This window comes from Azohydromonas australica DSM 1124 (assembly GCF_000430725.1).
GTDB lineage: Bacteria > Pseudomonadota > Gammaproteobacteria > Burkholderiales > Burkholderiaceae_C > Azohydromonas > Azohydromonas australica.
This window is the reverse complement of sequence record NZ_KE387208.1, coordinates 153,145-178,414: the sequence shown is the minus strand read 5'-3', so window position 1 is coordinate 178,414 and position 25,270 is coordinate 153,145. Positions and strand designations below refer to the sequence as shown.

The following is a 25,270-nucleotide window of genomic DNA, read 5'->3' as shown; positions in this document are numbered from 1 at the left end:
GGGCAGCCTTCACCGTGGCGCGTATTTCACAACGGGGTTTGACCTGCGGGCTGGACTACAATTTTCGGTTCGTTTGTATGTAGTTTTCCGAGGAACATCACATCGTGTCTGCCACCGACGTGAAACCCGCCGGCGATGTGCTGCCGCCTTCCGCGCTGGAACCTGAGCTCGCCGAGCTTTTGGTCCAGGCCCTGAATCTGGAAGTTGCCCCCGCCGATATCGACCCCACCGCCCCCCTGTACGGAGACGCGCTGGGGCTGGATTCCATCGACATCCTCGAACTGGCGCTGGAAGTTTCGCAGCGCTATGGCTTCGAGCTGCGCTCCGACGACGAGAACAACCACAAGATCTTCGCTTCGCTGCGCAGCCTGGCCCACCACATCGAGCAGCACCGAAAGCGTTGACCGGACCGTCATGACGCATTGGCAGCTGGGCCTGGCGCTGCTGGGCGTCGTCGCTTACTCGCTGCTGTCTCATGTCCTGATGCTGCACGCGGCCCACGAGCCCTGGGCCGCGGCGGCGTTGCTCGGTCCGCTGCTGGCCATGGTCGGCGCGCTGGCCTGGCGCAGCCGGCATCGCGTGGGCATGTGGGCCGTGCTGCTGGCCGCGCTAGCGCTGCTGGCGGTGTGCCTGCGCGGCGGCGTCGGCGACGTGAAGCTGCTGTACCTGCTGCAGCATGCGGGTGTGCACGCCGCGCTGGGCGCGAGCTTCGGGCTCACGCTGGCCGGCCCGGGCCCGTCGGCCATCGGCCGCGTGGCGCAGCAGGTGCACGGCACGCTGCAGCCGGGCATGGAGCGCTACACCGGGCACGTCACGCTGGTGTGGACCTTTTACTTCTTCGCCATGGCGCTGGGCTCCGTGGCCTTGTACGTGTGGGGACCGTGGGAAGCCTGGTCGCTGCTGGCCAACCTGGTGACGCCGGCGGCCATCGGCGCGCTGTTCGTGGGCGAGCACCTGCTGCGCTACCGGCTGCACCCCGAGTTCGAGCGCGTGTCGATGCTGGACTCGGTGCGCGCCTACCGCAACGTGCCCGGCGACCACTGAGCCCGACCCGGGCCCGACGCCCCAACCTTTTCCGCCTTCTCGCCGTGCTGCCCTTCCTCTCTCCGCGCGACCTCGACGCCCCGCTGGCCTGGCACCACGGCGTGCCCATCAGCGCCCGCCAGTTCCTGCGCGACGTGGCGCGGATGGCCGAACAGCTGCCCGCGCAGGGCGCGGCGCTGAACCTGTGCGTGGACCGCTACCGCTTCAGCGTCGCCTTCGGTGCCGCGCTGCTGCGCGGGCACGTCTCGCTGTTCCCGCCCAACGCGATGGCGCAGACCGTCGACCAGCTGCGCTCGCAGTACCCGCTGCTGTGGGCGCTGGCCGACGAAAACGCCGTGGAAGGGCTCACCGGCCTGGACATCCTCGCCGTCACCGGCGCCGCGCCGGACGCGCGCGCCGACGCCATCGTCCTGCCGCCGGCGCAGCCCTCCGCCTGCCTGCTGACTTCCGGCTCCACCGGCGCCCCGCAGCCGCACCTCAAGCACTGGGGCACGCTGGTGCGCAACGCGACGCAGGAAGCGCAGCGCCTGGCGGCGCTGCTGGAGCGGCCGAGCCTGGACGGCCTGAACATCGTCGCCACCGTGCCGCCGCAGCACAGCTACGGCTTCGAGTCCAGCGTGCTGCTGGCGCTGCAGGGCGGTGCCGCCATCGACGCCGGCCGGCCCTTCTACCCGGCCGACATCGCCGCCGCGCTGCAGCGGCTGCCGCGTCCGCGCGCCCTCGTGACCACCCCGTTCCACCTCAAGACCCTGCTGCGCTCGGGCGTCGAGCTGCCCGAGGTGGACCTGGTGCTCAGCGCCACCGCGCCGCTGTCGCCCCAGCTCGCGCAGGAGACCGAGCGCCGCTGCGGCGGCGTGCTGGTGGAGATCTACGGCTGCACCGAGGCCGGCCAAGTCGCCACGCGCTGCACCGCGCGCACGGACCTCTGGCACACCTTCGACGGGCTGCGCATCTCGAAGCTGCCGGGCCTAGGCGAGGAACAGGGCGAGCGCTACAGCGTGCAGGGCGGCCACGTGGCCGAGCCCACGCTGCTGGCCGACATCCTGGAGCTGCAGGACGCCGAGCACTTCCGGCTGCTGGGCCGCGCCAACGACCTGGTGCACGTCGCGGGCAAGCGCAGCTCGCTGGGACACCTGAACTTCCACCTCAACAGCATCGAGGGCGTCGAGGACGGCGCCTTCTGGGTGCCCGACGAGGTGACCGACGGCGTGGCGCGCCCGGTGGTCTTCGTGGTCGCGCCGACGCTGGGCGCGCGCGCCATCGCCGCCGCGCTGCGCGCGCGCATCGAGCCCGTGTTCGTGCCGCGGCGCATCGTGCACCTGCCGCAGCTGCCGCGCGAGGCCACCGGCAAGCTCACCGCGCACACGCTGCGCCAGCTCGCGCGCGAGCACCTCGTTCCCCGCAAGCCATGAGCCCGCTCCGCAGCGTGGTGCGCCGCATCGGGGCAGACCACCCCAGCTTCGCCGGCCACTTCCCGGGCCAGCCCGTGCTGCCCGGCGTGGTGCTGCTGGCGGAGGTGATGGAGGCGCTGCGCGGCGCGGGGCTGCCGGACCTGCCGGGCGAGCGCTTCGACCTGCGGGCCGTGAAGTTCCTGTGGCCGCTGCGCCCCGGCGACAAGATCCGCATCGAGCTGCACGGCGAGGCCGGCCGCGCCCGCTTCGAGGTGCACTGCGGCGACAAGGTGGCCGCCAGCGGCCAGATCGTCTGGAGCGGCGCATGAGCACGCCGCTCAACAGCGGCGACGCACCGGCGGGCGCGCCCGCCGCCTGGGCCTGCGCCCCCGAGCGCAGCAACATGCTGGCGCTGCGGCTGATGTGCTGGATCGCGCTGCGCTGCGGGCGCCGCATGGCGCGCGCCGTACTGCATCCCATCGCGCTGTACTTCGTGCTGTTCGCGCCCACGGCGCGGCGGCATTCGCTGCGCTACCTGGGCCGCGCGCTGGGCCGCCCGGCGCGCTGGAGCGACGCCTACCGCCACGTGCACAGCTTCGCCGCCACCATCCTGGACCGCGTCTACCTGCTGCGCGGCCGGCTCGATCTCTTCGATCTGCGGCTGCAGGGCGTGGACGTCATCGACCAGGCCATGGCCGAAGGCCACGGCGCCTTCCTGCTGGGCGCGCACCTGGGCAGCTTCGAGGTGCTGCGCACGGCGGGCTGCGCCCAGGGGCGCCTGCGCGTGGCGATGGTCATGTACCCGGACAACGCCCGCAAGATCAACGCCGCGCTGAGCGCCGTCGCCCCCGACGCCAAGCCCGAGATCATCGCGCTGGGCCGCATGGACTCGATGCTGGCCGTGCGCGACTGGCTCGACGGCGGCGGCCTGGCCGGCATGCTGGGCGACCGCGTGCTGAACGACGGCAGCGCGCAGCACGGCAAGGAGCTGCGCGTGTCCTTCCTGGGCCGCGAGGCGGTGTTCAGCGACGGTCCCTTCCGGCTTGCCGCGCTGCTGCGCCGGCGCGTCATCTTCATGGCCGGGCTGTACCTGGGCGGCAACCGCTACGAGGTGCGCTTCGAGCCCCTGGCCGACTTCACGCAGCGCTGCGACGCCGCCGAGCGCGAGCGCCGCATCCGCAGCGCGGCGTGCAGCTACGTCGCGCGGCTGGAGTCGCTGTGCCGCGAGCATCCCTACAACTGGTTCAACTTCCATGATTTCTGGCATGAGGACTAGGCGCGCCCTGCTTGCGCTGCTGCTGGCCGGCTGCAGCCTGCCGGCGCTGGCCCTGGAGCTGGGCGAGCTGATGAGCCTGCTCGGCCGCCAGACCAGCGGCCAGGCGCGCTTCTCGGAGCAGCGCTTCGTCAAGGGCTTCGACGAGCCGCTGCTGGCCAGCGGCACGCTGGCCTTCACCGCGTCGCCGCCGCGCTTCGAGCGCCGCACGCTGCAGCCGCGCGCGGAATCCATGGTGGTCGAGGGCAACACCGTCACGCTCAGCCGCGGCGGGCGCTCGCGTACGCTGGCGCTGGACGCCGCGCCCGAGGCGATGGTGGCGATCGAGGCCCTGCGCGGCACGCTCACCGGCAACGCGCAGGCGCTGCAGCGCACCTTCCGCACCAGCCTGCAGGGCACGCTGGAGCGCTGGACGCTGGAGCTCACGCCCATCGCCGCCAGCGCCGCCGGGCAGCTGCGCTTCGTGCGCATCGTCGGCCTGCGCGACGAGGTGCGCAGCATCGAGACGCAGTTGCTCGATGGCGACCGCACGGTGCTGACCATCGAGCCGGTGCGCGACTCGGCGGCGTCCACGCCGTCCAAGTGAGCGCCGTGTCCCCCGCCGCCGCGCCGCCGCCGCGCGGCCGCACGGCCTTGCTTCTGTGGCTGGCGCTGATGGCGCTGTGCGTGCTGCTGATCGCGCGCGCCCGCTTCACGGCCGACCTCTCGGCCTTCCTGCCGGTAAGCCCCAGCGCACAGCAGCGCGTGCTCATCGACCAGCTGCGCAGCGGCGTGGCCTCGCGCACGCTGCTGGTGGGCATCACCAGCGGCGGTGCCGCCGAGCGTGCGCAAGGCTCGCGCGCGCTGGCGGCGGCGTTGCGCGCCGACGCGCGCTTCGACCAGGTGCACAACGGCGAGCGCGGCGACTGGACCGCTGCCGGCGAGCTGCTGCTGCGCCACCGCTACCAGCTCAGCCCGGCCGTGGACGCCGAGCGCTTCAGCGTGGCGGGGCTGCGCGACGCCATCGACGAAACCCTCTCGCTGCTGGGCACGCCCGCCGGGGCCGCCGTCAAGCCGGTGCTGGAGCGCGACCCCACGGGCGAGCTCCAGCGCATCGCCGAAGGGCTGATCCCGTCCCAGGCGCCGCGCATGGAGGACGGCGTGTGGGTGTCACGCACCGAGCCGCGCGCGCTGCTGCTGCTGACGCTGCACGCCCCGGGCGACGACCTGGACGCGCAGGCCGCCGCCATCGACGCCGTGCGCGCCGCCTTCGCGCCGCAGGCCGCGCGCGGCCTCGCACTGCAGCTCAGCGGGGCGCCGCTGTTCGCGGTGGACAGCCGCAGCCGCATCCAGCACGAGGTGATCGTCATCGCCGTGACCGGGCTGGTGGTGATCGGCGGGCTGCTGCTGGCGGCCTTCGCCTCGCTGCGCGCGCTGGCGGTGGCGATGCTGCCGGTGGCCAGCGGCGTGGTGGCGGGCATCGCGGCGGTCGCGCTGGGCTTCGGCACCGTGCACGGCATCACGCTGGGCTTCGGCAGCACGCTGATCGGCGAGGCGGTGGATTACGCGCTGTACTACCTGATCCAGGCCCGCGACGGCGGCTGGCGCCGCTGGCGCGACCACGCCTGGCCCACGGTGCGCCTGGGCCTGCTGACCTCGGTGTGCGGCTTCGCGGCGCTGGTGTTCTCCGGCTTCCCCGGCCTGGCGCAGCTGGGCGTGTTCTCCGTGGCGGGCCTGGCGGCGGCGGCGCTGACCACGCGCTGGGTGCTGCCGGTGCTGGTGCCGGCCGGCGCCGCCGGCTCGGGCCGGCTGCTGCCGCTGGGGCGCTGGACGCAGCGCGCCGCGCGCGCGCTGGGCCGCGCCCGCGGGCTGGCCTGGCTGCTGGGCGCCGGCGCCGCGCTGCTGCTCGCCTTGCAGCACGACTCGCTCTGGCGCGGCGACCTGGCCTCGCTCAGCCCGGTGCCCGTGGCCGCGCAGCGGCTGGACGCCTCGCTGCGCGCGGACCTCGGCGCCAGCGACGCCCGCACCCTGGTCGTGGCGACGGGGGCCGACCTGCAGGCCGCGCTGCGCGGCGCCGAAGCCGCCGCGGCGCGGCTGGACGCGCTGGCCGGGCAAGGCGTGATCGGCGGCTACGAGACGCCCACCCGCGTGCTGCCCAGCCTGGCGACCCAGCAGCAGCGCCAGGCCGCGCTGCCCGATGCCGACGCGCTGCGCCAGCGCCTGGCGCAGGCGGTGCGCGGCACGCCGCTGGCGCAGCGCCCGCTGGAGCCCTTCCTGGCCGAAGTCCAGGGCGCGCGCACGCTGGCGCCGCTGACGCTGGACGCGCTGGCCGGCACGCCGCTGAAGGCGGTGGCCGACGCGCTGCTGATCCGGCGCGAGGACGGCGGCTGGACCGCGCTGCTGCCGCTGCAGCCGCCCGGCGCACAGGCCGACGCCGGCATCGACGCGCCGCGCGTGCGCGCCGCGCTGCAGGGGCTGCCGGGCGAGGTGGCGGTGCTGGACATCAAGCAGGAGCTCGACGGCCTGTACGCGCGCTACCTGCACGAGGCGCTGGTGCAGGCGCTGGTGGGCGTGGCGGCGGTGGTGGCACTGCTGTGGTGGCAGCTGCGCTACTGGCGCCAGCTGTGGGCGGCCTGCGTGCCGCTGGCGCTGGCCGTGCTGATCACGCTGGGCGGCTTCGCGGCGCTCGGAATACCGCTGGGCATCCTGCACCTCGTGGGCCTGCTGCTGGTGGTGGCGGTGGGCTCGAACTACGGCCTCTTCTTCGTGCAGTGGCCCATGGCCCGGGCCGATGCGCCGGCAGACGTGCGGCAGGCCGACACGCTGGCCTCGCTGCTGCTGGCCAACGTCACGGCGGTGTGCGGCTTCGGGCTGATCGCGCTGTCGCAGATCCCGGCGCTGTCGGCCATCGGCCGCGTCGTGGCGCCGGGCGTGCTGCTGGCGCTGCTGCTGTGCGCCGCCTTCGCCCCGAGACGCTGAAGCGGGGGGTACCTATGGGAAAATTGACAGCCTCGTGACCGCCGTTGGCGGCCCCCTCCGGTTTCCCTCCCCCGCATGACCCTTCCATCCACCACGTCCTGGTCGATGCCGCCGTTGCTGCGCGCGACCTTCGGCCTGCACGCGGCCGCCGCCGGCACTTTGCTGTTGCGGCCCGAGTGGGCGGGCTGGGCCATTGGCGCGGTGGTGCTCAACCACGCCGCGCTCACCGCCGCGGGGCTGTGGCCGCGCAGCCGCTGGCTGGGCCCGAACCTGGTGCGGCTGCCGCCGGCCAGCGCCGCGCGCGGCGAGGTGGCGCTGACCATCGACGACGGCCCCGACCCGGCCGTCACCCCGGCCGTGCTGGAGCTGCTGGCGCGCCACGGCGCGCGCGCCACCTTCTTCTGCATCGCGCAACACGCGCGCGAGCACCCGGCGCTGGTGCGCGAGATCGTGGCGCGCGGCCACAGCGTGCAGAACCACAGCGACGTGCACCGCCACAACTTCTCGCTGCTGGGGCCGCGCGGCTTCCTGCGCGAGATCGAGCGCGCGCAACAGACGCTGGCCGGGCTCACCGGCGAGCGCCCCACCTGCTTCCGCGCCCCGGCCGGGCTGCGCAACCCCTTCCTGGACCCGGTGCTGCACCGCCTGGGCCTGCGCCTGGCGAGCTGGACGCGGCGCGGCTACGACACCCGCGAGCGCGACCCCGCGCGCGTGCTGCAGCGCCTCACGCGTGGCCTGGCCGCCGGCGACATCCTGCTGCTGCACGACGGCAACGCCGCGCGCACGGCGCAGGGCCGGCCGGTGGTGCTGGAGGTGCTGCCGCCGCTGCTGGAGCGCTGCCGCCACGCCGGGCTGCGCTGCGTGACGCTGCCGCAGGCGCTGCAGGCCGGTCCGTCCCCGATTCCCGGCGCAGCGGTCCGGCCTGCCGGCACCGCGTCGCACCCTTCCTGAGGTCTCACTGGCTCATGTCCACCTCCCTTCTCTCTTCCGCGCCGATGGATGGCGACGCGGCCTGGCAGGCGCTGCACCGGTCTGCCTGCGAGCCCTACCGCTCGGCGGGCCGCTTCGCCTGGCATTTCGCGCGCGGCAAGCTGGGCCACGACCCGGTGTTCCGCGGGATGCTGGAGCGCGGCGACCTGCCGCCGCGCGCGCGCGTGCTGGACATCGGCTGCGGCCAGGGCCTGCTCGCCAGCCTGCTGGCGGCCATCGACGCCGCGCACGCCCGCGGCGCCTGGCCTGCTAACTGGCCGGCCGCGCCGGCGGGCACGTGCTACACCGGCATCGAGCTGATGCCACGCGACGTGGCGCGCGCCCAGGCGGCGCTGGGACGGCTGCCCACGGCGCCGCGCTTCGTCTGCGGCGACATGTGCAGCGCGGAGCTGCCGGGCAGCGACGTGGTGGTGATCCTGGACGTGCTGCACTACGTGGACCACGCCGCGCAGCAGGCGGTGCTGGAGCGCGTGCGCGACGCACTGCTGCCGCACGGGCGGCTGCTGCTGCGCGTGGGCGACGCGTCCAGCCGGCGCGGCTTCGCCGTCAGCCAGTGGGTGGACCGCGCGGTGACGATGGTGCGCGGGCACCGCATGCCGCCGACCTGGGGCCGCCCGCTGTCCGAGTGGATCGCGCTGCTGCAGCGCCTGGGCTTCAGCGTGCAGCCGGTGCCCATGAGCCAGGGCACCCCCTTCGCCAACGTGCTGCTGGCCGGAGACCTGCGATGAAGCCGCTGCCGATCACCGACTACACCGCCGCCAGCGCCCTGGGCGCAGGCCGCGAGGCGACGCTGTCCGCGCTGCGCGCCGGCCGCGGCGGGTTGACCGCCCAACACTTCGAGACCGCTGCGCTGGAGACGTGGATCGGCCAGGTCGAGGGCCTGGACGACGCGCCGCTGCCCGCCGAGCTGGGCGAGTGGGAGTGCCGCAACAACCGCCTGGCGTGGATGGGGCTGCAGGCCGACGGCTTCGCGCAGAGCGTGGCGCGGGCGGCGCAGCGCTGGGGTAGCCGCCGCGTGGGCGTGTTCCTGGGCACCAGCACTTCGGCCATCCTGGAAACCGAGATCGCCTACCGCCACCGCGACCCGGACACGGGCGCGCTCCCGCCGGGCTTCCGCTATGCGCAGACCCACAACACCGGCTCGGTGGCGGCCTTCACGCGCAGGGCGCTGGGGCTGGAAGGGCCGGCCTTCGCGGTCTCCACCGCCTGCTCCTCCAGCGCCAAGGTGTTCGCCAACGCGCAGCGGATGATCGCGCTGGGGCTGATCGACGCGGCCGTGGTCGGCGGCGTGGACAGCCTGTGCCTCACCACGCTCTACGGCTTCAACTCGCTGGAGCTGCTGTCGCGCGAGCCCTGCCGGCCCTGGGATGCCCATCGGCACGGCCTGTCCATCGGCGAGGCCGGCGCCTTCGCGCTGCTGGAGCGCGAGTCCGACGCCCCCGCCGCCTGGCTGCTGGGCTGCGGCGAGAGCAGCGACGGCTTCCACATGAGCAGCCCGCATCCGGAAGGCCTGGGCGCCATCGCCGCCATGCGCGGCGCGCTGGCCCAGGCCGGGCTGCTGGCCGAGGACGTGGACTACGTCAACCTGCACGGCACGGCCACGTCCAACAACGACACCGCCGAGGACGCCGCGGTGCGCACGGTGTTCGGCTTCGAGGTGCCCTGCAGCTCCACCAAGGGCGCCACCGGCCACACCCTGGGCGCGGCCGGCGCGCTGGAGGCGGTGATCTGTTTGCTCGCGCTGCGCCACGGCTTCATGCCCGGCGGGCTGAACCGGCTCAGCCCCGACCCGGACCTGCTCTGCCGCTACCTGGATGCGAACCAGGACGCACGGCTGTCGGTGGTGGCGAGCAATTCCTTCGGATTCGGCGGCTCCAACGCCTGCCTCTTGCTGGGAGCGGCGCGATGAGCGGCGGCGTCTTGAGTTGCTGGGTGCGCGGCGTGGGGCTGCTGGGCCCCGGGCTGTCCGACTGGGCCACCGGCCGCGAGCTGCTGGCCGATCCGTCGCGCTGGCTGTCGGCGCCCACGGTGGTGCCCGCGCCCTCGCGGCTGCCGGCGGCCGAGCGCCGGCGCGCGGGGGCCATCGTCAAGGTCGGCATCGCCGTGGCGGACCAGGCCTGCGCGCAGGCCGGGCTCGACCCGGCGGACCTGGCCACGGTGTTCAGCGCCTCCACCGGCGACGGCGCCAACTGCCACGCGCTGTGCGAGACGCTGGCCATGCCGCAGCGCGCGGTGTCGCCCACCCGCTTCACGAACTCGGTGCACAACGCGCCCGCGGGCTACTGGCACATCGCCACCGCCTCGCGCGCGCCCTCGACCAGCCTGTGCGCGCACGACGCCAGCTTCGGCGCCGGGCTGCTGGAAGCCGCCAGCCAGAGCCTGTGCGGCCAGCGGCCGGTGCTGCTGGTTGCCAGCGACGTGCCCTACCCGCAGCCGCTGCAGGCCGTGCGCCCGCTGGCCGACGCCATGGGCGTGGCGCTGCTGCTGGACGCCGTGCCCGGCGACGCGCCGCTGCTGCGCCTGCGCATCGAGCCGGCCGAGGCGGCGCCCGAAGCCTGCGAGCACGCCGGGCTGGAGGCGCTGCGCCGCGGCATCCCGGCCGCGCGGGCGCTGCCGCTGCTGCAGCGCATGGCGCGCGGCGCGGGGCAGCCCTGCGTGCTGGAGATGCTGGACGGCCTGGCGCTGGCGGTCACGGTGGAGCCGGCATGACGGCGCCGGCCGTGCTGGCGCGGGAGGACATCGCCGCGCGCATTCCGCACCAGGGCCGCATGTGCCTGCTCGACCGGGTGCAGGCATGGGACGCGGAGTCCGCGACCTGCGCCACCGGCAGCCACCGCGACCCGGACAACCCCCTGCGCAGCGCCGGCGGCCTGCTGAGCCCCTGCGCCATCGAGTACGCCGCGCAGGCCATGGCGCTGCACGGCGCGCTGGTCGCGCCGCCCGACGGCGGCCCGCACCCGGGCTTCCTGGCCAGCGTGCGCGACGTGCGTTTCAGCGTGTCGCGGCTGGACCTGCTGCCGGGCGAGCTGCAAGTCCAGGTGCGGCGCCTGGCCGGCACCGGCTCGCAGGTGCTCTACCAGTTCCAGGTGAGCAGCGAGGGCGCGCCCGTGGCCGAAGGCCGCGCCGCCGTCGTGCTGGACACCCCGCTGCCCCCGGCCTGACCCGAACCGAAGTGAACGAAACGGAGAAGCTTTCATGACCCTGGCCGGCAAACGCGCGCTCGTTACGGGCGCCAGCGGCGCGCTGGGCGCCGCCATCGCGCAGCAGCTCGCGCGCGATGGCGCGCACCTGCTGCTGCAGGCCCACTCGCGCCCCGATGCGGTGGCGCAACTGGCCGAGGAGATCCGCGCCGCGGGCGGCAGCGCCGAGGCGCTGGTGTTCGACGTCAGCGACGCGGCGGCCTCGCGCACGGCCTGCGAGGCGCTGCTGCGCGACGGCCCGGTGCAAGTCATCGTCAACAACGCCGGCGTGCACGACGACGCCGTGTTCCCCGGCATGCGCGCCGAGCAGTGGCACCGCGTCATCGACGTGTCGCTGCATGGCTTCTTCCACGTCACGCAGCCGCTGCTGCTGCCGATGCTGCGCACGCGCTGGGGTCGCGTGATCAACATCTCCTCGGTCGCCGCGCTGGCGGGCAACCGTGGGCAGGTGAACTACGCCGCGGCCAAGGGCGCGCTCAACAGCGCGACGCGGGCGCTGTCGCTGGAGGTGGCCAGCCGCGGCGTGACGGTCAACGCCATCGCGCCGGGCATCATCGCCTCGCCCATGGCGGACCAGGTCTTCGACAAGGCCACCATCGACCAGCTCGTGCCGGCCAAGCGCGCGGGCACGCCGCAGGAGGTGGCGGCGCTGGCGGGCTTCCTGGCCAGCCCGCAGGCCGGCTACATCAGCGGGCAGGTGATCTCCATCAACGGCGGGATGTACTGAGCCCGGCAGCTTCGCCGCTCCTGCCCCTCAGGTTGGCGCCGCAGCAGCCTCCTGCTTGCCCTTCACTGTTCGGTGTGCTGGCACCCAAATCTTTTCAGGCCGCAGCTGAAGACTGCGGCGAGGCCGCAACACGCTGGGCCTGCTTTCGGCCTTGCGAAGGGTGAGCATTCGTAGAATCCTGACGGCCCCTTTCGGCCGGACATAAGGATCGAGCGAGATGCCCATGAACCTGAAAATGATTGCAAGCGTTGGGGTGCTGGCCGTGCTGGGTGCGTGCGCCAACAAGCCTGGCAGTGCACCTGCAGGCAGCAACGCCGGCGTCCCATCGGACGTGCGTATCGTCAAGTCACGGGATGGCCGCTTCGATGGCGAAATGGTCGGCACGCCGTCTCCGAGCAGCAAGTTTGCCCGCCTGCAGATCGGCATGCAGTTCAACGAGGTGACCAAGCTGATTGGCGGCCCTACCAACATGCACACCAGCGAAACCGGCAAGCGCTGGATTCCGTTCTATTTCGGAAACGACGCCACCCGGTTGCAGGCTGACTACAGTGGCGAGGGCTGCCTGACGTTCACCGGCGGTTCCGTCTTTGGCGGTGGCACCAACGAACTGATCCGCATCACGGCCGACCCCAGCGGCGCCAAATGCGCGGACTGATGAGGCCGGGCACGGCGTGAGGCCAGCCGGGTTCGACCCCAGCCGTCTCTGAAGTCGTTCTGAAGGGGGAAGTCAGAGCCCGAAAGAGCGAACGAGGCCCTGCAGTGGGATGGTGCTTTCTACAATCCGACTGCACTTCCCCCGAGAACGCCGATGAGGAAGGTCCCGCGCTGAAAGCTGCTGCCGGCCATCCCGACATTGACGTGTTGCGCTGTCAACAGTGTCAATAGCGGCAGCGGCAGTTCCGGCATCAGCGCCGACCGTTCGGCAACGCGCCCCAGGAGAAACAGCATGGCCATCCGTCCCATCGTCGCGGCCCTCCTGGCGGCCGCGCTGCCCCTGGCGGCTGCCGCGCAGTCGCTGCCCGACCCGGGCTACCTGTGCTGCAACATGCGCAGCAACGGCAACTGGATCAGCGACATCAACTACGCCTCCAGCGGCACGCGCGTGATCCCGGCGGGCACGCCGGTCACGCCCACGGGTTACGGGCGCTACCGGGTGCACGTCAACATCGAGGGCGCGCAGCAGGACATCGGCAACGACTACAGCCGCGACGTCGACATGGGCGTCTTCGCCCGGCGCTACGTGGTGCCCACCAACCCCGCCGCGGCCATCGCCAAGATGCCGCGCAAGCTGCGCCAGGCGATCCAGTCCTCGCGCGTGATGCCCGGCATGACGCGCGAGCAGGTGCTCATGGCGCTGGGCTACCCGATCACCAGCGAGAACCCCAGCCTGGACGCCCGGGTCTGGCGCTACTGGCTGTCCCGGACCCAGGAATTCCAAGTGGTGTTCGACAACCGGGACCGCGTGAACAAAGTCATGGCCGAGGCGGGAACCTATGCCCAGGTCGTCATGAATTGAAATCACCGGGCAAGCCTGCGGCAAGATGGGGAATCTGACGAAAGTACCCCGTCGTGCGAAAAACCACCACCCTGCTTCCCCGGCTTGCCGTCATGCTTTCCGCAGCCGCGCTCTTATTGAGCGGCTGCGCGGCCAAGAAATACGCATCCCTGCCCTTCGCCCCGGTTCAGGAAAGCAATTACGAAACCGTCCGGTACTGGCCGCCCAATGGCGTCGAAACCACGACGCAAATTGGCGATGCCATGGTCAAGGCCTATGCCGTCGCGGCCATGCCGGCCATCGTCGTCGAAAATACCGTCCAGTATGTCGCCCACTACAGGGACGACTTGCGGATGATGCTGGAGCTGGAGCCCGGAAAATTCGAGCTCGTGGGGCACGACACCGCGGGCGGCCGCTATTTTTCGGCTCCCTCGGGCATCAAGCTGGCCTACGAATCGAAAGGGGCGTTTCCCGATCCCGAGTCGTTGCAAGGCGGCATTCACATATCCCAGAGCGGTGCCACCTCGATTTACTGGTTCTGGAGCGATACCCATGATGCCAGCCTGAGCGCGGCCCCGCCGATCCTGTACACCGGCACGGTGAACGAGCGCCCGCCCCGGGAAGCGCGGTTTCAACGGGAGCTGGTCTATTCCGGCACGTCCCAATCCTCGCTGTCACTGCTCTACCGGGAATTCCTGGATCAGCGCGCCCGTCCGGCATTTTCGCAGGACCTGAAATACGACTTCACGCCGGGAACGATGATCGGCTACAAGGGTGCCCGCTTCGAGATTCTGAAAGCCGGCAACACGTCGATCACCTACCGCGTCATCGCGCCGCTGGCCAACGACGCCAGGTAAGTCACACCGCCAAAAGGCCTTGCCCCCGCCGGCGGTGTCCGGTTCTCAACGCTGGAACGGCGGGCGCCGCCGCACGCGGCGCCACAGCAGCAGCGGCAGCCGCAGCACGAACTCCAGCACCAGCCGCGTGTGCATCCAGGTCAGCAGCACGTTGTCGCGGCCATACCGGAAGTGCGAGACGCCGCCCTCCTCCGGCTTCAGGTATTTCACCGGCGCGTCGAGGTTGATCGGCTTGACGCCGCGCCAGGCCAGGCGCACCACCGCCTCGGTGTCGAAGTCGAAGCGCCGCATCCAGGGCTGGCGCGCCATCACCGCCGCCAGCGCCGCCACCGGGTAGACGCGGAAACCGTAGAGGGAGTCGCCCACCCCGGCACCCAGCGTCTCCAGGTCGGTCCAGCCGTTGGAGATGCGCCGCCCGCGCACGCGCAGCAGCGGCGCGCTGGCATCGAACACCGGCCGGCCCAGGATCATCGTGTCGGGCCGGCGCATCGAGGCCTGCATGAAGGCCGGGATCAGCGCCGCCGGATGCTGCCCGTCGGCGTCCATGGTCAGCGCGTGCGTGAAGCCGGCGGCCTGCGCCGCCTGCAGCCCGTGCAGCACGGCCGAGCCCTTGCCCTGGTTGCGCGGCAGCACCCACACGCGCAGGCCCGTGTCCTCCCGCGCCATGCGCTGCAGCCCTTCGGCGGTGCCGTCGTCGCTGCCATCCACCACCACCCACACCGGAGACCACTGCGCGCGCGCCTCGCGCACCGTCTCGTAGACCTTGGCGCCGGTGTTGTAGCTGGGGATGAGGACGAGGTGCGTGCGCGACGCGCTGGTCGCGGCGGCGGGAACTGCGGCGGTCATGGCTTGTGGGACGCCGGCGGCTTCACGTTCGCGGCGAAATAGTCTTCGAGTTGGCGCAGCAGCGCATCGGCGTCCGGCGAGGGCGCAAAGCGCTCGCCCAGCCGCAAGGTGAACACGATGGGCAGCGGCGGCAGGCGCCAGATCGGCCAGCCCTTGCTGAGGTAGGGCGAGTCGGTGTCGATGAACACCGTCTGGATCGGCGCCTTGGCCAGCTTGGCGATCAGCGTGACGCCGGGACGAAAGGGATTGACCGGGTGGCGCGTGGTGCGCGTGCCCTCCGGGAAGATGACGAGCTGGCCGCCGGCGCGCAGGTCCTCGATGGCCAGGCGCACCATGCTGCGCGGCGAGTCGTTGCGGATGTAGCGGGCCAGCCGCGCGCCGGCGCCCAGGAACAGGTTGCGCATGAGCTGCGCCTTCATGATGCAGGCGCTGCGCGGCAGCCGCGCCACCAGCGCCAGCGCGTCGATCATGCTGGGGTGGTTGGCCACCACGATGAGCCCGGGCTCGTCACGCAGCGCATCGAGCACGCGGTTGTCGATGCGCAGCATGCCGCTGCAGCGCGCGATGGCCCAGAACAGCCGGTAGCCGTAGGCGATGCCCGCGCGCCCGACGGCCCGCCCGCGCGGGCGCGGCAGCAGCGGGTACAGCAGCATCGCGACCGCGTTCCACGTCAGCGATATCAGCCCCAGCAACACCAGCTGGGCATGCAGCAGCAGCGTCAGCGGCAGCGCAAGCAGCAACTTCATCCAGCCTCAGTCCCTGTCAACCTGTCTGTCCGACGCCGCGAACACCCACGACACCCCCACTCCAACGGACCAATGCTCGCGCTGGCGCACCAGCGGACTGTCCAGGAAACTCGCCCCGCGCAGGCTGTCCCAGCGCAAGAAACCGCCGAACCACCAGTTGTCCACGCGCCGCGACACCGACCCCAGCAGGTAGCCGCCGGCCGCGCCGCCGCCGGGCCGGTAGGCCGGGCGCCCGGGCGCAGCCTCCGCCGCGGAGACGCCATAGAACAGCTCGTTGTAGCGCTGGTCCTGCGCGACGGCCGCCGCCGCCAGCCCGACGCGCCAGCCGCGCAGGTCGGTCAGGTCGAGGTTGAGCTGCGGCGTGGCGATCCAGCCCTTGAAGCCGCCGTTGGAGCCCAAGCCCAGCGCGGCACGCACCGGCAGGCGCAGGTCCAGCTTCCAGCCCTTGCCGCGGGCCGCGGTCCAGTTGAGGTTGGGGCCGAGCTCGACGATGGGCGGCAGGTCCTTCATGCCGCGGCGCGCCTCGTTGTCCTCGCTGCGCGTGGGCGGCGTGGCCGCCAGGCTGAGGTCGAAGTCCAGCCGCTCGGTCTCCAGCAGCACGGCACGCGCGCCCCCGCGGTCGGCCTTGAAGATCTCGCCGCGGTACACGACGTAAGGCACCGGCAGCAGCCAGGTGTGCGTCTGGTCCGAGCCGCGGTAGTGCGGCAGCCGCAGCACCCCGGCGCCCATGCCCAGCTCCCACAGCGGCTTGGGCTCCGCGTGCGCCAGCGGCGCGCCCAGCACCAGGGGCAGCGCCAGGGCTGCGGCAATGACGTTCTTCTTCATTCGATGAGCTCCCCCGCGGCGCAGCCGTGCGCCTCGATCTCGACCAGCAGGTCGGCGCGGCAGACGTCGGCCTGCAGCATCACGGCCGTGCGCACGAAGCGCGCCTGCGCGCCCAGCCGCTCCTGCAACACGCGGCGCACCACGTCGGCGTGCGCGGCATGGCGCACGTAGACGACGCCGTCGAAGTCCTCCAGGGCAAAGCGCGCACCGCAGCGCGCCTGCGCCGCGGCCACCACCGCCTGCAGGTTGAGCAGCGTCTCCAGCGTCTGCGCCTGCACGTCGCCCGCGTGCAGGCTGAGGTGGCCGGCGATGCTGGCGGTGCCGGAGATCAGCAGCCCCACCCGTCCCGGCTGAAGCTGCACCAGCGCCGCGCGCGAGAAGGTCGGGCTGCGCGGGCCGTAGGCCGACGGGTAGTGGTAGGCCGACACCTGGCGCGGGTTCTCCACCGGCACGGCGGCCCGCGTGCCGGCCAGGAAGCGCACGCACAGCGGCCCGTCGCGCAGGCCCAGGCAGCTGGCCGCCGGCGCGCCCTCGAAGGCCGGGCGGCCGGCGTCGAGGAAGGCGAGCTGGCGCCCGGCATTGAAATGGCGGTAGCGCTCCAGGCCGTCCTGCGCCTCGTTGATGCGCGGCACGTAGTTCCACAGCCGCAGCAGCTGCGTGCAGCCGCTGTCCTGCAGCACGGCGAAGATGTCCGCATAGGCTTGGCGCACCACGGCCTGCAGCTCGATGCCCTCGGCCGCCTCGGCGACGTCCAGCGCGCCCCAGAGCCAGCGCCCGTCGTGGCGCCAGCGCACCCGCCCGCGGCAACCCTGGCGCAGCTCGCCGGCGCCGTGCCAGGCGTCCACCGCCGGGGCGCCCCACAGCACCGGCGCGGGCACGGCGTCGCCGCCCTCGCCGTAGCCCAGGCCGCCGAGCAGGTCGTGCGCGTGCTGATGCCGCGCCCAGGCCGCCGGCGCCAGGCGCTCGACCGTCAGCGGCGCTGCCGCCAGGAGCGAAGCCGTCATGACTGGATGGTCTCGCCCTGCAGCGGTCCGAGGTCGCGGACGTTGCGCCGGCGCATCTTCCAGGCGTCGAAGGTGCGCCGGGCGTTGCGCAGCGACACCAGGTAGTACAGCGCCTTGAGGATGCGCAGCGAGCGCCAGATCGGCGTGCCGCGGTAGAGGTCGCCGGCCAGCAGCGACAGCAGCGCCTCCTTCACCCGGAACATGTTCTGCGGGTACATGAAGAACTCGCGCATGGTCGGGTTGGTGACGCGGAAGATGAACCACGAGAACTCGCGCGGCCCCTTGCGCATCATGTCCTCGAAGCGCTGGCGTGCGCGCGCCGCCTCGGCCGGGCGGTCCAGGCAGGTGGCCACGACCTCCGCGCCCGCGAAGGCGCTCTGCATGGCCAGGAACACGCCCGAGGAGAACACCGGGTCGATGAAGGCGAAGGCGTCGCCCAGCAGCAGGTAGCGCTCGCCGCTGCAGTGCGTGGCGCTGTAGGAGTAGTTGCCGGTGGCATGCACCACGTCGTCCACCAGCGTCGCGTCCTTGAGGCGCTCGGCCAGCTTGGGGCACAGCGCGATCGTGTCGGCGAAGAACTCCTTGAGCGGCTTGCTGCGCGACTTCAGGTAGTAGGGCCAGCACACGGCGCCGATGCTGGTGGTGCCGTCGGCCAGCGGGATGAACCAAAACCAGCCGTGCGCGAACCAGAAGATGGTGATGTTGCCTTCGAGCTGGCCGGGCAGCCGCTGCGCGTCGCGGAAGTGGCCGAACAGCGCGGAGCTGTTGTGCTTCGGGTTCTTCTCCTTGGCGCGCATCTTGTTGGCCAGGAAGGTGTCGCGGCCCGAGGCGTCGATCACGAAGCGCGCGCGCCAGCGGCGCTGCTCGCCGTCACCCAGCTGCGCCCGCACCGTGGCGCCCTCGGCGTCGAAGTCCACCTCGCGCACGTGGCAGTTCTCCAGCGTGCGCGCACCCTGCGCCGCGGCGTGGCGGAACAGGATCTCGTCCAGCTCCGAGCGCCGCACCTGCCAGGCGTAGGGCAGCGACTTGTCCCAGGCGTCGCCGAACTCCAGGAAGCTGGAGTGCTCGTGCTGGGGCGACACGAACTCCACGCCCCACTTGGGCATGCCGATGCGCTCCACCTCCCCGCGCAGCCCCAGCTTGTCGAACAGGGGCACGTTGGCCGGCAGCAGCGACTCGCCGATGTGGAAGCGCGGATGCTGGGATTTCTCCAGCATCACCACGTCGCGTCCCTGCTGCGCCAGCAGCGTGGCCACCGTAGCGCCGGCCGGGCCGCCGCCGATGACGAGCACGTCGCACTGTTCCGTCACGTGAGCAGAAGAAGGTGTCATGGAAGTGGTCAGCAGGGCGGGTAAACGGGGGCCGGGCCAGGAGGCTGGATGCCACACTCGCGGGATGGGCAACCGGGGGACTTATTGTGCCTTGCAGCTTTCTTGCTCCGTGCCACATCGCGGGAAGGCTGTAGCGCCGAGGCAGCGCTCCCCGGGCACCATCCGACGTTCGCTTCCTGCAGCCCGATTCCATGACGACAAGCCTTCGCCCTTCCTCCACCCTCGTCCTCGTCCGCGACGCCGCCGGCGGCCCCGAAGTCCTGCTCCTGCGCCGCGCCGAGCGTGGCGACCAGAACAGCGGCGCCTGGGTTTTCCCCGGCGGGCTGATCGACGCAGCGGACGCGGCGCTGGCGCCCGTGTGCGCCGGCCTGGACGAAGCCGCCGCCAACGCCCGCCTCGGCCTGGCCGAAGGCGGCCTGGCCTGGTACGTGGCGGCCGTGCGCGAGACCTTCGAGGAGGCCGGGCTGCTGCTGGCGGTGGACGCGCGGGGCGAGCCCGTCACCGGCGCCGCGCTGCAGGCCGCCTGGCGCAAGCGGCTGCATGGCCGCGAGATCGGGCTGCTGGAGCTGTGCCGCGAGCAGGGCTTCAGGCTGGCGCTGGGCGAGCTCAAGCTCTTCGCGCACATCGTCACGCCGCCGGGCATGCCCAAGCGCTTCGACACCCGCTTCTTCCTGGCCGCGGTGCCGCCGGCGCAGGAAGCCACACACGACGGCATCGAGATGACGGCCCAGGCCTGGCTCAGCCCGGCCCAGGCGGTGCGCGGCGCGCAGGGCGTGCGCGTGGTCGGCCCGGTGCGGCGGCTGCTGCAGGAGCTCTCGCGCTTCGCTTGCGCCCGCGACATGCTGGACTGGGCGGCCGGACTGGGCGAGGTGCCGTGCATCCGCCCGCAGCGCGCGCGCGACCCGGAGGGCCAGCTGATCCCGCTGTTCCCCGAGCACCCGGGCTGGGCCGAGGCAAAACTGGTGGATCCGTCGGGCCAGGGCATCGCGCGCACCGTGGTCACGCCGGGCGAGCCGATGCGGCTGAGCGAGCGGCTGATCCGCCTCACCGCCGCCAATCCCGGCGTGATGACCGGCCCCGGCACCAACAGCTACCTGGTGGGGGCGCTGCAGGCCAACGAGTGGGCGGTGATCGATCCCGGTCCGGCCGACGCGGCGCACGTGCAGGCGCTGGTGGCGGCGGCGCCCGGACCGATCCGCTGGATCCTGGTCACGCACACGCACCTGGACCACTCCCCCGGCGCCGCGCTGCTGGCGCAGGCCACCGGCGCGCAGGTGCTGGGCCGGCGCACGCCGCACGCGCAGTGGCAGGACGAGTTCTTCAACCCCACGCGCGAGTTGAGCGACGGCGAGCGGCTGGCGCTTGACGCGGGCACGACGCTGCGCGTGCTGCACACCCCCGGCCACGCCTCCAACCACCTGTGCTTCCTGCTGGAGGAGGAGAGCATCCTGTTCACGGGCGACCACGTCATGCAGGGCTCGACGGTGGTCATCAACCCGCCGGACGGCGACATGGCGGCCTACCTCGCCTCGCTGGCGCGGCTGCGCGACGACCTGCCCGAACTGCAGTGGCTGGCGCCCGGGCATGGCTTCCTGGTGGCGCAGCCGCGGCGCGTATGGGACCTGCTGATCCGCCATCGCCAGCAGCGCGAAGCCAAGCTGCTGGCGGCGCTGACGGGCGAGCTGCAGTCCATGGACGCGCTGCTGGCGCGGGTCTACGACGACGTGCCGCCGGCCAAGCACGGCGCGGCGCGGCGCTCGCTGCTGGCGGCGCTGCTGAAGCTGCAGGCGGAAGGGCGAGCCGTCGAGGACGACGAGAGCTGGAGGCGCGACGGGACGGCTTGAGCCGCCTCAAAACCATGACGGGCGCGAGCCGGAACGATGGGTTTTTCAACGCTGTCCTGGCCGCATCCGACCCATGCCTCTCGCCGCCACCCCACCGGAATCACTGCCCCTGGTCTACAGCTGCTCGGGCTGCTCCAGCGCCGCGCAATTCGCCAACGACCTCGCGCTGCGCCTGGACCGCGAAGGGCTAGCGCAGATGTCCTGCATCGCCGGCGTGGGCGGCAACGTGCCGAGCCTGGTGCGGCGCGCGCGCGAGGCGGCCGCGAGCGGGCGGCCCATCCTGGCCATCGACGGCTGTGCGCTGGCCTGTACCCGCGCCTGCCTGGCGCAGCGCGACGTGCAGCCTACGGTGCACCTGCAGCTGGGCACCGAGGGCGTGAAGAAGCAGTACCACGCCGACTTCGACGCCGCGCAGTTCGAGCAGCTTTACGCCGAGGTCCGGCAGCGGGTGCAGGCGATGGCGGCACAGACACCGGACTGAAACGAACGGGGGCCCAACAAGGGCCCCATGCAAATCGCGGTCATGGACACCACCATGAATGGCGGCGGCACCTGGCCTGTCAGCCCGGTTTTTTCCCGCCGATGGCGATGTGGATGCCTTCGTCGGGACAACTGTCTTCCTGGTTGCCCAGCGGCTGTGGATTGCTGCCCACCAAGCCGCTGAGCCCGGCATCCGTTTTGAAATCGACGGGCAGGTTGACGCGAATCTCGTACAGGCTGTCCTTGCTGCACAGGAACGCGACGCTGCCGACGGCCTTGGGATCGTCCGCCTTGACGGCATTGACCAGGTCGGCCTTGCTCACTTTCTTACCCATGGACTGCAGGATCAACGCCCCGAGCCTTGAGCCGTTGAGCGCCTTGACCGCCGACACGGCCTTGAGGAAATAGGCATCGTCATCCAGCGCCGTCTGGCAGGTGCCGTGCTTGTTCCATTCGTAGTTGCCGAAGCGGGTGCTGTAGATGAAATTCGGCATCCAGGGCTCGATTTCCTTGCGCGTCTGCGGCTTGAGATCCAGCGGTTGTCCGCCGCAGTGGCCGTAGTTGATGCCGCACTTCTTCTTGTTGGGCCACAGGCCGTGCAGCGTCAGGTTGGTGGGCTTCAACTCGCCCGTGGCCAGCGCCACGCACTCCGGCTTGCTGTCAGACCTGCCCGCGACCTTGGAATTGCAGAATCCTGCCTGCCAGGTGGAAGCCAGCACGAAACTTTCGTACAGGTCAGGGGTCTGGCAAATATTCGGGACCGGGGGCCTGGCAATCGGCGCGACAGTGGTCTTGAGCTTGAAATCGGATACCGCGCCGCAATCCTTGGAAATCCAGCGCGGGCCCGGCTGCGAGCCTTCATTCACCAGCACGCGCACCCAGGAATACTCGCCGGGCCGGTTGACTTCAAAAATCGGATAAGCATCACCGACCGTCGTCTTCAAACCGTTGGGATTCGTTTTCTTCGAAAACGAGGTATAGGCCTCACAAACCTTGCCGGCCGTGAAAGTGCCGGAAGCAGACTCACTGGCGTGAGCGCCAGCACAAACCACCAACAACAATGCCGCGATATACCGGATTTGCACGTTGACCATCCAACAAGTTATGGATCGGGTCGCATGACAGAGGGTGCGAGCTTACGTTACGAAGCCCGCATGCAACCCTGGCTCGGCGCTGGAGTTGCGCACAGACCTGCCGATAAGACCGCTGTGGCGCATCGCCCGCGAGTGGGCGGGGCGTTCACCGTCCGGCCCCGTGCGCCGGTCCGGCGCGCGAGGCCCGGGCCGCTACGCCGCCCGCACCAGCCGCGGCTTCTGCCCTGGGGCGTCGGCGGCCTGGGCCTGCTGAAGCAGGCGCAGCAGGGCCTGCAGGTCCACCGGCTTGGTCAGGTGCCCGTCGAAGCCGGCGTCGCGCGAGCGCGAGCGGTCCTGGTCCTGGCCCCAGCCGGTGACGGCCACCAGCAGCGGGCACGCGCTGCCGGGCAGCCGCTCGCGGATCGCGCGCGCCACCTCGTGGCCGTCGCGCCCGGGCATGCCGATGTCCAGCAGCGCCACGTCCGGGCGCTGCTCCTGCAGCAGGCGCAGCGCCTCGTCGCCGTCGGCGGCGCTGGTCACCTCGAAGCCGTGCAGCGCCAGCAGCGCCGCGAGGCTGTCGCGCGCGTCGGCGTTGTCGTCGGCCACCAGCACGCGCAGCCCGCCGGCCACGCGCGGCGGCGGCGCCGCCTCGATGCGCGGCTCCGGCTGCAGCCGTCCGCAGGGCACGCGCAGCGTGAACTCGCTGCCCTGGCCGAGCCCGTCGCTGCGCGCCGTGATGCGCCCGCCATGCAGCTCCGCCAGCCCCCGGGACAGCGCCAAGCCGATGCCCAGCCCGCCGGCGCTGCGCTCGTCGTGCGCGGCCACCTGCGAGAACATGCCGAACACGGCGGGCAGCACCTCCGGCGCGATGCCGATGCCGTTGTCCGCCACCGACATCACGATCTCGCCCTCCTCCATCGCGGCACGCAGCCGGATGTGGCCACCCGGGTCGGTGTACTTGGCGGCGTTGGTGAGCAGGTTGGAGAGGATCTGCGCCAGCCGCAGCGGGTCGGCCTCGAAGCGCGGCGGCGCTTCGTCGGCCAGCACTTCCAGCCTGTGGTGCTTGGCGTCGAGCAGCGGGCGCGCGGCCTCGATGGCGGCGTCCAGAACCGCGCGCAGCTCGGTGGGGCCCTTGCGCAGCGCGAGCTTGCCGCGCGTGACGCGCGACATGTCCAGCAGGTCGTCCAGCAGCAGCGCCATGTGGCTGACCTGGCGGTCGATCACCTCGTGGCTCCAACGCCGCTGCGCCTCGGTGGCGTTGGGCGCCCGGGACACCATCGCCGCCTGCCGGATCGGCGCCAGCGGGTTGCGCAGCTCGTGCGCCAGCGTGGCCAGGAACTCGTCCTTGCGCCGGTCCGACTCGCGCAGCGCCTGCTCCTGGCGCTTGCGCTGCGTGACGTCGGTGAACCACACCGCCACGCCTTCGGGCACCGGCGACGCGATGACGTGGAAGCAGCCCGCGGCCGTGCCCGCCGGCTGCCACTCGAACTCGCGCCCATGCCCGTGCGCGGCCACGGCCAGGAACTGCTCCAGCGCCGCGTCGTCCCCGCGCAGCGTCGCGCGCAGCGGCGTTCGCGCCGACAGCGGGTGGCCGAACAGCCCGGCCGCCGCGGCATTGGCATAGGCCCAGCGCAGGTCCGCCACCACGCCCGAGGCGGAACGCACGGGCTCCAGGATGCCGAAGGGCAGCGGCGAGGACGCCAGCACCCCCGCCAGCCGCTCGTCGGCGCGCTGCGCCAGGCGCCGCGAGCGCTCGCGCTCGGCATGCACCGCCGCCTTGCGCGCACAGATGTCGGCCAGCCACTGCAACCGCTCATCGGGCTCGCCGGGTTGCGGCAGGTGCACCGAGATCACGCCCATCACCTGCCCGTCCAGCGCGATCAGCGGCGTGCTGTGCACGGCCCGGAAACCCTCCTCGCGCGCGAGCGCGCGCCAGCTCGCGTAGCCCTCGTCGCTCTCGGTGTCGCGCACCACCACGCGCCGCCCAAGGCGCACCGCCCGCCCGCAGGCCCCGTCGCCGACGCGCACCTCGCTGAACTGCCGCAGCGCCTGCGCGCCAAAGCCCTCGCTGGCGGCGGTCTCCAGCCGCTGCGAGGGCGGCTCGTACAGCGACAGCAGCCCCTTGGAGCTGCCGTGCAGCCTGCACAGCGTCTGCAGGATCAGGCCCAGTTGCTGGGGCAACGTGCGCACCTCCAGCAGCCGGCTGCTGAGCTCGTGCAGCGCCTGCAGATCGGTCACCTGGCGGTTGAGCTCGGCCCGGGCGCGCCGCGAAGCGGCAAAGGGCCAGGACGGCAACCAGCCGCGAACAGAAAGAAACATGGATTCCCGTCCTCGAATGGGCGTCCAGCCTAGGCGATGGACGCCGCCATCCTGTAACAACATCAGCGCCCAGCGGGCCGCATGCCCGGGCAGGCGCCCGGGAAAAACGCGGTAGTGCCCCAGCGCTCCCTGTTACGAAACCGGGGCGGCGGGAGCGCGGCAGGCCTTATTGCGGCGCCGAGGCGGCCGACGGGGCTGCGGGCGTGGGCTGGTGCTCGGCGTCACGCGGCATGGCCGGGGCCTCCTGCACCGTGCGCAGCTCGCGCAGGATGCCGCCACCGGTGACACTGCCGCTGCTGGTGCCGCTGCGCATGCGGCGCTCGCACTCCGCACGGTCGGTGGGGGACAGGGGCTGGCAGCGCAGCAGCGCGTTGTCCGCGTAACGATCGGCGGGGTCCCGGGGCAGCGCGGGGCCGCGGTGCGCCCGGCGCGCCTCCTGGTAGGCTGCGGCGGCCTCGCGCAGGCAGGTGGCGCGGTCCTGGGCCGAACGCCCGCTGACGCAGGCGGCGCGCTCGCGCTCGTAGGTGGCCCGGGCGTCATCGGCGGCCGACACCACGGCCGCGGAACCGATGGAGGCCAGCGCCAGGATCAGGAAGGTCCTCATGGCTCTTCTCCCGTTGCGGCGCGTGCTCGCGCCATGCATGCCGGGATTGGAGCCCCCAGGGCCGCCCCGCGTCCACCGCGGGACCGGGCGGGCCGTGGCAAAAAAGTTGCTCGTGAGCTACAGCTTGTAGGCGGGCCCGCGCAGCCTTGACGGCTCGGGGCCCGCCGTGGGGATCAACCGTAGTTGTAGAACCCGCGCCCCGTCTTGCGGCCCAGGCGGCCGGCCTGGACCATCTCGCGCAGCAGCGGCGCGGGGCGGTACTT

General features: G+C 72.3%; 28 protein-coding genes. 18 read left to right on the top strand and 10 right to left on the bottom strand.

Annotation, left to right across the window (positions count from 1 at the left end; genetic code table 11):
* Positions 1 to 104: 104 nt before the first annotated feature.
* The 14 genes from H537_RS0129810 to H537_RS0129745 all read left to right on the top strand — a co-directional run bounded on the left by H537_RS0129810 (position 105) and on the right by H537_RS0129745 (position 12,238).
* Positions 105 to 404: a phosphopantetheine-binding protein gene (locus tag H537_RS0129810; protein ID WP_043460606.1), complete on the top strand. Its 300-nt coding sequence runs from the start codon at positions 105 to 107 to the stop codon at positions 402 to 404.
* Positions 405 to 414: 10 nt separating this feature from the next.
* The gene (locus H537_RS46315) at positions 415 to 1,044 is read left to right on the top strand and encodes a COG4648 family protein (RefSeq protein ID WP_043460604.1); all 630 of its coding nucleotides are present in this window, start codon (positions 415 to 417) and stop codon (positions 1,042 to 1,044) included.
* Between the two features lie 44 nt (positions 1,045 to 1,088).
* Positions 1,089 to 2,456, top strand: a complete 1,368-nt coding sequence (locus H537_RS0129800) for an AMP-binding protein (protein ID WP_029000787.1) — start codon at positions 1,089 to 1,091, stop codon at positions 2,454 to 2,456.
* Positions 2,453 to 2,764 carry a 3-hydroxyacyl-ACP dehydratase FabZ family protein gene (locus H537_RS55950; protein ID WP_051243609.1) on the top strand — a complete coding sequence of 104 codons (312 nt, stop codon included), beginning with the start codon at positions 2,453 to 2,455 and terminating at the stop codon, positions 2,762 to 2,764. Before H537_RS0129800 ends, H537_RS55950 begins: the two co-directional genes overlap by 4 nt.
* On the top strand, positions 2,761 to 3,711 hold the full coding sequence (locus H537_RS46310; RefSeq protein ID WP_043460602.1) for a lysophospholipid acyltransferase family protein: 951 nt from the start codon (positions 2,761 to 2,763) through the stop codon (positions 3,709 to 3,711). The genes H537_RS55950 and H537_RS46310 overlap by 4 nt, the downstream gene beginning before the upstream one ends.
* Positions 3,701 to 4,294 (top strand): LolA-related protein, encoded by a 594-nt coding sequence (locus H537_RS0129785; protein WP_238446848.1) that lies wholly within the window; start codon positions 3,701 to 3,703, stop codon positions 4,292 to 4,294. The genes H537_RS46310 and H537_RS0129785 overlap by 11 nt, the downstream gene beginning before the upstream one ends.
* 5 nt (positions 4,295 to 4,299) lie before the next feature.
* A complete protein-coding gene (locus H537_RS0129780; RefSeq protein ID WP_029000784.1) occupies positions 4,300 to 6,666 on the top strand; it encodes an MMPL family transporter in 2,367 nt (788 codons plus the stop codon).
* Between the two features lie 75 nt (positions 6,667 to 6,741).
* Positions 6,742 to 7,617, top strand: coding sequence for a polysaccharide deacetylase family protein (locus tag H537_RS46305; RefSeq protein WP_051243603.1), 876 nt, complete (start codon positions 6,742 to 6,744; stop codon positions 7,615 to 7,617).
* Between the two features lie 14 nt (positions 7,618 to 7,631).
* Positions 7,632 to 8,384 (top strand): class I SAM-dependent methyltransferase, encoded by a 753-nt coding sequence (locus H537_RS0129770; RefSeq protein WP_029000783.1) that lies wholly within the window; start codon positions 7,632 to 7,634, stop codon positions 8,382 to 8,384.
* The gene (locus H537_RS0129765) at positions 8,381 to 9,565 is read left to right on the top strand and encodes a beta-ketoacyl-[acyl-carrier-protein] synthase family protein (RefSeq protein ID WP_029000782.1); all 1,185 of its coding nucleotides are present in this window, start codon (positions 8,381 to 8,383) and stop codon (positions 9,563 to 9,565) included. The genes H537_RS0129770 and H537_RS0129765 overlap by 4 nt, the downstream gene beginning before the upstream one ends.
* Positions 9,562 to 10,365, top strand: coding sequence for a beta-ketoacyl synthase chain length factor (locus tag H537_RS0129760; protein ID WP_029000781.1), 804 nt, complete (start codon positions 9,562 to 9,564; stop codon positions 10,363 to 10,365). Before H537_RS0129765 ends, H537_RS0129760 begins: the two co-directional genes overlap by 4 nt.
* Positions 10,362 to 10,817: a hotdog family protein gene (locus H537_RS0129755; protein ID WP_029000780.1), complete on the top strand. Its 456-nt coding sequence runs from the start codon at positions 10,362 to 10,364 to the stop codon at positions 10,815 to 10,817. The genes H537_RS0129760 and H537_RS0129755 overlap by 4 nt, the downstream gene beginning before the upstream one ends.
* Positions 10,818 to 10,851: 34 nt before the next feature.
* Positions 10,852 to 11,583: a 3-oxoacyl-ACP reductase FabG gene (gene fabG / locus H537_RS0129750; protein WP_029000779.1), complete on the top strand. Its 732-nt coding sequence runs from the start codon at positions 10,852 to 10,854 to the stop codon at positions 11,581 to 11,583.
* A 223-nt stretch (positions 11,584 to 11,806) separates the two neighbouring features.
* The gene (locus H537_RS0129745) at positions 11,807 to 12,238 is read left to right on the top strand and encodes a hypothetical protein (protein WP_029000778.1); all 432 of its coding nucleotides are present in this window, start codon (positions 11,807 to 11,809) and stop codon (positions 12,236 to 12,238) included.
* Positions 12,239 to 12,357: 119 nt separating this feature from the next.
* Here the strand turns inward: H537_RS0129745 and H537_RS0129740 are convergent, their stop codons facing one another.
* Positions 12,358 to 12,531: a hypothetical protein gene (locus tag H537_RS0129740; protein WP_156902006.1), complete on the bottom strand. Its 174-nt coding sequence runs from the start codon at positions 12,529 to 12,531 to the stop codon at positions 12,358 to 12,360.
* Here H537_RS0129740 and bamE point away from each other — a divergent pair.
* Positions 12,530 to 13,099, top strand: coding sequence for an outer membrane protein assembly factor BamE domain-containing protein (gene bamE, locus H537_RS0129735; protein ID WP_029000776.1), 570 nt, complete (start codon positions 12,530 to 12,532; stop codon positions 13,097 to 13,099). The genes H537_RS0129740 and bamE overlap by 2 nt on opposite strands.
* A gap of 53 nt (positions 13,100 to 13,152) precedes the next feature.
* On the top strand, positions 13,153 to 13,935 hold the full coding sequence (locus H537_RS49850) for a hypothetical protein (protein WP_156902005.1): 783 nt from the start codon (positions 13,153 to 13,155) through the stop codon (positions 13,933 to 13,935).
* A 45-nt stretch (positions 13,936 to 13,980) separates the two neighbouring features.
* Here H537_RS49850 and H537_RS0129725 read toward each other — a convergent pair whose 3' ends face one another.
* From H537_RS0129725 to H537_RS0129705, 5 genes are read right to left on the bottom strand one after another with little or no spacing between them, the layout of a single operon-like run.
* Positions 13,981 to 14,781, bottom strand: a complete 801-nt coding sequence (locus H537_RS0129725; RefSeq protein ID WP_029000774.1) for a glycosyltransferase family 2 protein — start codon at positions 14,779 to 14,781, stop codon at positions 13,981 to 13,983.
* Positions 14,778 to 15,527, bottom strand: coding sequence for a lysophospholipid acyltransferase family protein (locus H537_RS0129720; protein WP_029000773.1), 750 nt, complete (start codon positions 15,525 to 15,527; stop codon positions 14,778 to 14,780). The genes H537_RS0129725 and H537_RS0129720 overlap by 4 nt, the downstream gene beginning before the upstream one ends.
* A gap of 6 nt (positions 15,528 to 15,533) precedes the next feature.
* The gene (locus H537_RS0129715; RefSeq protein ID WP_043460599.1) at positions 15,534 to 16,352 is read right to left on the bottom strand and encodes a MipA/OmpV family protein; all 819 of its coding nucleotides are present in this window, start codon (positions 16,350 to 16,352) and stop codon (positions 15,534 to 15,536) included.
* Complete coding sequence (locus tag H537_RS0129710; protein WP_029000772.1) at positions 16,349 to 17,356, bottom strand: chorismate transformation FkbO/Hyg5 family protein; 1,008 nt, start codon at positions 17,354 to 17,356, stop codon at positions 16,349 to 16,351. Before H537_RS0129710 ends, H537_RS0129715 begins: the two co-directional genes overlap by 4 nt.
* Positions 17,353 to 18,687 (bottom strand): NAD(P)/FAD-dependent oxidoreductase, encoded by a 1,335-nt coding sequence (locus H537_RS0129705; RefSeq protein ID WP_029000771.1) that lies wholly within the window; start codon positions 18,685 to 18,687, stop codon positions 17,353 to 17,355. Before H537_RS0129705 ends, H537_RS0129710 begins: the two co-directional genes overlap by 4 nt.
* A gap of 191 nt (positions 18,688 to 18,878) precedes the next feature.
* Here H537_RS0129705 and H537_RS0129700 point away from each other — a divergent pair, with 191 nt between their 5' ends.
* Together H537_RS0129700 and H537_RS0129695 are read left to right on the top strand one after the other, a co-directional pair.
* Positions 18,879 to 20,531 carry an MBL fold metallo-hydrolase gene (locus H537_RS0129700; protein WP_051243593.1) on the top strand — a complete coding sequence of 551 codons (1,653 nt, stop codon included), beginning with the start codon at positions 18,879 to 18,881 and terminating at the stop codon, positions 20,529 to 20,531.
* Positions 20,532 to 20,604: 73 nt separating this feature from the next.
* Entirely contained in the window at positions 20,605 to 21,012 is a 408-nt protein-coding gene (locus H537_RS0129695; protein WP_029000769.1) for a putative zinc-binding protein, read from the top strand.
* A 79-nt stretch (positions 21,013 to 21,091) separates the two neighbouring features.
* Here H537_RS0129695 and H537_RS46295 read toward each other — a convergent pair whose 3' ends face one another.
* The 4 genes from H537_RS46295 to H537_RS56900 all read right to left on the bottom strand — a co-directional run.
* Positions 21,092 to 22,105 (bottom strand): ribonuclease T2 family protein, encoded by a 1,014-nt coding sequence (locus H537_RS46295; protein WP_043460596.1) that lies wholly within the window; start codon positions 22,103 to 22,105, stop codon positions 21,092 to 21,094.
* Positions 22,106 to 22,297: 192 nt separating this feature from the next.
* Positions 22,298 to 24,403 carry a hybrid sensor histidine kinase/response regulator gene (locus tag H537_RS46290; protein ID WP_169517115.1) on the bottom strand — a complete coding sequence of 702 codons (2,106 nt, stop codon included), beginning with the start codon at positions 24,401 to 24,403 and terminating at the stop codon, positions 22,298 to 22,300.
* Between the two features lie 166 nt (positions 24,404 to 24,569).
* Positions 24,570 to 25,007 carry a hypothetical protein gene (locus H537_RS46285; RefSeq protein WP_051243584.1) on the bottom strand — a complete coding sequence of 146 codons (438 nt, stop codon included), beginning with the start codon at positions 25,005 to 25,007 and terminating at the stop codon, positions 24,570 to 24,572.
* A 173-nt stretch (positions 25,008 to 25,180) separates the two neighbouring features.
* A partial coding sequence (locus tag H537_RS56900) for a 3-hydroxyacyl-CoA dehydrogenase family protein (protein WP_375136344.1) occupies positions 25,181 to 25,270 on the bottom strand: 90 nt, incomplete at its 5' end.

Bases quoted from the DNA above. Each gene is read 5' to 3' on its own strand.
- H537_RS46315 (WP_043460604.1), top strand. From the start codon at position 415: ATGACGCATTGGCAGCTGGGCCTGGCGCTGCTGGGCGTCGTCGCTTAC.
- H537_RS55950 (WP_051243609.1), top strand. From the start codon at position 2,453: ATGAGCCCGCTCCGCAGCGTGGTGCGCCGCATCGGGGCAGACCACCCC.
- H537_RS46310 (WP_043460602.1), top strand. From the start codon at position 2,761: ATGAGCACGCCGCTCAACAGCGGCGACGCACCGGCGGGCGCGCCCGCC.
- H537_RS0129785 (WP_238446848.1), top strand. From the start codon at position 3,701: ATGAGGACTAGGCGCGCCCTGCTTGCGCTGCTGCTGGCCGGCTGCAGC.
- H537_RS46305 (WP_051243603.1), top strand. From the start codon at position 6,742: ATGACCCTTCCATCCACCACGTCCTGGTCGATGCCGCCGTTGCTGCGC.
- H537_RS0129770 (WP_029000783.1), top strand. From the start codon at position 7,632: ATGTCCACCTCCCTTCTCTCTTCCGCGCCGATGGATGGCGACGCGGCC.
- H537_RS0129765 (WP_029000782.1), top strand. From the start codon at position 8,381: ATGAAGCCGCTGCCGATCACCGACTACACCGCCGCCAGCGCCCTGGGC.
- H537_RS0129760 (WP_029000781.1), top strand. From the start codon at position 9,562: ATGAGCGGCGGCGTCTTGAGTTGCTGGGTGCGCGGCGTGGGGCTGCTG.
- H537_RS0129755 (WP_029000780.1), top strand. From the start codon at position 10,362: ATGACGGCGCCGGCCGTGCTGGCGCGGGAGGACATCGCCGCGCGCATT.
- fabG (WP_029000779.1), top strand. From the start codon at position 10,852: ATGACCCTGGCCGGCAAACGCGCGCTCGTTACGGGCGCCAGCGGCGCG.
- H537_RS0129745 (WP_029000778.1), top strand. From the start codon at position 11,807: ATGAACCTGAAAATGATTGCAAGCGTTGGGGTGCTGGCCGTGCTGGGT.
- bamE (WP_029000776.1), top strand. From the start codon at position 12,530: ATGGCCATCCGTCCCATCGTCGCGGCCCTCCTGGCGGCCGCGCTGCCC.
- H537_RS0129740 (WP_156902006.1), bottom strand. From the start codon at position 12,531: ATGCTGTTTCTCCTGGGGCGCGTTGCCGAACGGTCGGCGCTGATGCCG.
- H537_RS0129725 (WP_029000774.1), bottom strand. From the start codon at position 14,781: ATGACCGCCGCAGTTCCCGCCGCCGCGACCAGCGCGTCGCGCACGCAC.
- H537_RS0129720 (WP_029000773.1), bottom strand. From the start codon at position 15,527: ATGAAGTTGCTGCTTGCGCTGCCGCTGACGCTGCTGCTGCATGCCCAG.
- H537_RS0129715 (WP_043460599.1), bottom strand. From the start codon at position 16,352: ATGAAGAAGAACGTCATTGCCGCAGCCCTGGCGCTGCCCCTGGTGCTG.
- H537_RS0129710 (WP_029000772.1), bottom strand. From the start codon at position 17,356: ATGACGGCTTCGCTCCTGGCGGCAGCGCCGCTGACGGTCGAGCGCCTG.
- H537_RS0129705 (WP_029000771.1), bottom strand. From the start codon at position 18,687: ATGACACCTTCTTCTGCTCACGTGACGGAACAGTGCGACGTGCTCGTC.
- H537_RS0129700 (WP_051243593.1), top strand. From the start codon at position 18,879: ATGACGACAAGCCTTCGCCCTTCCTCCACCCTCGTCCTCGTCCGCGAC.
- H537_RS0129695 (WP_029000769.1), top strand. From the start codon at position 20,605: ATGCCTCTCGCCGCCACCCCACCGGAATCACTGCCCCTGGTCTACAGC.
- H537_RS46295 (WP_043460596.1), bottom strand. From the start codon at position 22,105: ATGGTCAACGTGCAAATCCGGTATATCGCGGCATTGTTGTTGGTGGTT.
- H537_RS46290 (WP_169517115.1), bottom strand. From the start codon at position 24,403: ATGTTTCTTTCTGTTCGCGGCTGGTTGCCGTCCTGGCCCTTTGCCGCT.
- H537_RS46285 (WP_051243584.1), bottom strand. From the start codon at position 25,007: ATGAGGACCTTCCTGATCCTGGCGCTGGCCTCCATCGGTTCCGCGGCC.